The organism is Paenibacillus sp. P4_A7, from assembly GCF_056402455.1.
Genome location: NZ_JBFUHJ010000445.1, coordinates 1 through 4,594, shown reverse-complemented (window position 1 = coordinate 4,594; position 4,594 = coordinate 1). Strand labels below are relative to the sequence as shown.

At 43.9% G+C, this 4,594-nt stretch carries 4 protein-coding genes; all 4 read left to right on the top strand.

What is annotated here, in order from left to right:
* The coding region (locus AC1DWN_RS28490; protein ID WP_477562255.1) for a tetratricopeptide repeat protein at positions 1–468 on the top strand (468 nt) is incomplete at its 5' end.
* Positions 469–472: 4 nt separating this feature from the next.
* The gene (dinG, locus tag AC1DWN_RS28485) at positions 473–3,388 is read left to right on the top strand and encodes an ATP-dependent DNA helicase DinG (RefSeq protein ID WP_477562256.1); all 2,916 of its coding nucleotides are present in this window, start codon (positions 473–475) and stop codon (positions 3,386–3,388) included.
* Positions 3,388–4,044 carry a redox-sensing transcriptional repressor Rex gene (locus AC1DWN_RS28480; RefSeq protein WP_477562254.1) on the top strand — a complete coding sequence of 219 codons (657 nt, stop codon included), beginning with the start codon at positions 3,388–3,390 and terminating at the stop codon, positions 4,042–4,044. Before dinG ends, AC1DWN_RS28480 begins: the two co-directional genes overlap by 1 nt.
* Positions 4,025–4,594 (top strand): amidohydrolase family protein (locus tag AC1DWN_RS28475; RefSeq protein ID WP_477562253.1); only part of this gene is annotated, 570 nt, incomplete at its 3' end. The genes AC1DWN_RS28480 and AC1DWN_RS28475, both read left to right, overlap by 20 nt.

The window sequence follows — 4,594 nt, the reverse complement described above, 5'->3', positions numbered from 1 at the left end:
GCTTTGCTGCCTGTATCTGCTGTAGCGACCTGCAACGCAGCTGATCTTGAAATACCAAATGAAGTGGCTTCCATTATTTCCAAAGGGCAAGGCTATTATAAGTTATTTATGTTTTCACAAGCTGCTTCGCATTTTCAAGCTGCAATCGTTCAGTCGCCGGAGTGTAACTTGGCGAGATTATTTTTAGGTATGACGCATATGCATTTGCAAAATTGGAATGAAGCACAGCGCCACTTTCAACTGCTTATCGTATTAACGGACTTTCCTAAATGGCTTGCTATGGGCTATAATGCGCTAGGATGCATTCAAGCGGTGCATATGAACTTGGCACAGGCGGAGCAATTATTCATGAAGGCTCATAACACTTGTCCAAGCTTTACCGGGCCACTTAATAATTTGAAGTCATGTCAAGAAACACCCAAGCAATTATCGTTATATTTCGGGAGCACGGAGCTGTGCTGTTTGTGAGAGGATCGGGGAACAAATGAAATTTGCAGTATTGGACTTGGAAACGACGGGACATAGCTCAGAGGATGACATTTTGCAGGTTGGGCTGGTCATCGTTTCGGATGAGCTTGAAATCATCAATACGTTTAACTCCTTTGTTCGACCTAAAATCCAAATACCGGCATTCATTACACAATTGACGGGCATAGATGAGACTCTTGTGGCAGATGCGCCTGAGCTTGATGAAGTACTCGTTAAGCTAATTCCGCTTCTGGAGGATACTGTGCTCGTCGCTCATAATGTCGGTTTCGATGCGGGCTTTCTTAATCAAGCGCTCCATCGCAGCGGTTATCATTCCTTTGTTGGCCGTAAGCTGGATACGATTGAGCTGCTTCGCATTTTATATCCAACTATTAATACGTACCAGCTTGGAGCTGTCTCCGAGCTGTTCGGCATATCGCATGATCAGCATCACCGAGCAGACAGCGATGCAATGGCAACTGCTTTATTGCTTATCGAAACGGTCAAAAAGCTTCGCAATATGCCGCTGCTTACTTTGCAGCGGCTATCCGCGTTAGTTGACGATGACAGCGATTTGAGCTGGTTCATCAAGCATACGCAGCAGCAAATGGAGATTCGCAACGTCTTCGAATCGAATGAGTATGATTATTTTAACCAATTTGCATTAAAAGCATCGGAATGGACGGATGAACAGCCGCCTAGAGCAGGGAGCAACGATCCTGAACCGCTGACTGATGTTTCATTTGACAGTTATTTAGCCGATGTGAGGAAGCGTTTTGAGGAAAAATTCGAAGATTATGAAGAACGTGAAGCACAAGCGGAGATGTTCCAAGAAGTTTATAGCGCTCTTAATAGTAATAAGCATCTCCTTATTGAAGCGGGTACCGGTACAGGTAAGTCACTGGGTTACTTAATTCCTGCACTATACTACAGTGTTCAAAATGGAAAAAAGGTTGTCGTAAGCACTCACACCATCAATTTGCAGGAGCAGCTTAGGCAGCGTGATTTGCCGCTACTAAACGATATACTTCCATTTGAATTCAAGGCATCCATATTTAAAGGGCGCGGCAATTATTTATGCTTGCGTAAATTTGAAGGAAAAGTGAATACGAAGGATCTTGTATCGCCTATTGAAGATACGGTAACCGCTGCACAAATGGTTGTGTGGCTGGGAGAAACAGAAACGGGAGATCAGGAAGAGCTTAATTTTGGCAATAAGGGCGCGGAGTTTTGGTCGACTGTTGCTAGTGATACGGACTCTTGCCTTAACCGTGCATGTCCTTGGTTCAAAAGATGCTTTTATCATCGCGCAAAAAATGAAGCGAATATCGCTGATGTATGTATAACTAACCATTCGATGTTATTCACAGATATTCAAGCCGACCATCGGCTTCTGCCATCCTACACTCATCTTATTATTGACGAGGCTCACCATGTTGAAGAGGTTGCTGGGAAGCACCTTGGTATGCAAATCAACTATTTCTCACTGACACAAGCTGTTTTGCGTCTATATAAGGATAATCGTTCAGGATTGCTTCCAGCGCTTCGGCAGAAGCTTCTGAATGAAGATGACTTTCACAGCACAGCATGGGTGGAAACGATCGATACCGTCATTCCCATCTTCCAAGATGCTAAGGAGCATTGGGATAAGCTGTTTGAAATGTTCTATAGCTTTACATCTACCTCTTCAGATGGTGGTTCAGATAATGGCCAAACGGTCTGTCGCTTGAAAAATAGCGAGCTGCCTCTAAGCTGGGAGGAGGCTGTTGCGGTTGAAGCTAATGTACATACGGAGCTTAACCGAGTCGTTCGCACTGTTGAAAAAATGATCACAGATATTAAAGAGCGAGTTGATGATATGTCTATTCAGGCTGTCATCACTGATTTAAATGGAGCAACTCGTGATTTGACTCGGGTTAAGGATGAATTACGCGTCTTCATAAAATTGGAGCAGCCAGATTCGGTATTCTGGATCGAAGCTAGTCATGCTTATCGATTCCGCTCCGTTCAGCTGTATGGCGTTCCTGTTGATGTAAGTTCTCAGCTGCAAAAGTATTTTTTTGACGTGAAGGAAAGCATCGTACTTACATCAGCCACATTGTCTGTTCAGAAGTCCTTTCAATATGCAGAAGAGCAGCTAGGGCTGATCGGCTATGAGGAACAGGGCAGATTGAAAACAGTACAGCTAGCATCACCATTTAACTATAGGGAGCAAGCGCTTGTCGTAATTCCGCGCAATTTTCCAGTGTTGAAAGGTTCAAGTGTAGATGCTTCTTACCTAGAGATGCTCGTGAAATCATTGGCTGATTCCGCTAAGGAGACGAGAGGCAGAATGCTTGTACTCTTTACTTCGTACCGGATGCTTAAGCAGGTTTATGATCCGCTCAAGGCATATTTAAGTGAATCGGGAATTCAAGTGCTAGGACAAGGAATTGACAGCGGCAATCGAACGAAGCTGACGAGACGATTCACGCAACAGCCACAATCCGTTCTGCTTGGAACGAGCAGCTTCTGGGAGGGCGTTGACATTCCAGGTGATGCTTTGATTTGTTTGGCTATTGTTCGATTACCATTTCAACCGCCGAACCATCCGCTTGTAGAAGCTAAGGCTGAAATGTTATTGCGTCAAAAGCAAAACCCTTTTATGAAGCTGTCCATCCCACAAGCGGTCATTCGCTTTAAGCAGGGCTTTGGCCGACTCGTTAGGACGGCACAAGACAAAGGAATTGTCATCATATATGATACAAGGGTTATAGATGCGTATTATGGAAAGCACTTCTTGTACTCGTTGCCTAGTCCAAAGATTGAGACGATGCATGCGGATCAAATGGTGCTGCGAATGAGAGAGTGGCTGTCTGAAGCGAAAGCGGAAGAGCAGTCGGTACTTCAAGCTAAGCCAATTTCGGAGGAGGAGAATTGATGAAGCAGACGAAAATATCGGAAGCTGTTGTAAGAAGACTTCCCATTTACCTCCAAGTATTAAACGAACTGCTTGCACGTGAGATTCAAACGATTTCTTCACAAGAATTAGGTATCAAGCTTGATTTAAATCCGGCTCAAATTCGCAAGGACTTAGCTTATTTTGGAGATTTTGGCCGTAAGGGCATTGGATATGACGTCGTATATTTAATCGAGAAAATTCGTCAAATATTAAAGGTTGATCAAACGATTAATGTCGCTTTGGTCGGTGCCGGGAATTTGGGACACGCATTGTGTAATTACAATAAGTATTCCAAAGATAATATGCAGATTACAGCAGTCTTTGATGTTCATCCCAGCAAAATTGGTTCAAGCATAAATAATTTGACAGTACTGCCTATGAGCGAGCTTGCAAGGACGGTTACTGAGCAAAAAATACGTATCGGCATTATTTCAGTTCCATCCATAGAAGCACAAAATGTCGCCAACCAGTTCGTAGAAGCAGGTGTGGAGGGAATTCTCAACTTCGCTCCTGCCATTCTTCGAGTACCTGATGAGATACGCATTAATAATGCAGACTTCACAAAAGAATTATTAAGCTTGGCTTATTATTTAGTTAGAAAAGGAGATAAACAAGATGAGTCAGATTTGGATTGAAAATGGATTATTTGTAACGATGGATGATGCTCAGCCGACTATCAAAGGGCATATGGTYGTGACAGATGACCGTATTACATACATTGGAGTAGAAGCACCGCAGCAGCTAGCGAGTGATGTGCAAAAAGTAGATGGTAGGCGTCTAGCATTCATGCCTGGTTTAATTAATACACATGGCCATGCGGCTATGACATTGCTTCGTGGATATTCAGATGATCAGAACCTCCAGGTATGGCTGGAACAAAAGATGTGGCCGATGGAAGGTAAATTTGTTGATCAAGATACGCGTGCCGGCAGTGCACTAGCGATCATTGAAATGCTGCGCAGTGGAACTACCGCTTTTGTGGATATGTATGACCGAATGGATCAGGTTGCGCAAATGGTAGAGCAATCGGGAATTCGTGGCTGCTTGACACGTGGTGTAATTGGTCTATGTCCGGAAGATGTGCAAGCTTCAAAGCTTGCTGAAGCCATTGCATTCGCTCGTGATTGGAACGGCAAAGCAGATGGCCGTATTACGACAATGATTTCTCCGCATGCGCCATATACA

What these genes read in the sequence shown, in the direction of transcription:
- AC1DWN_RS28480 (WP_477562254.1), top strand. Translation starts at nt 3,388, where the DNA reads ATGAAGCAGACGAAAATATCGGAAGCTGTTGTAAGAAGACTTCCCATT.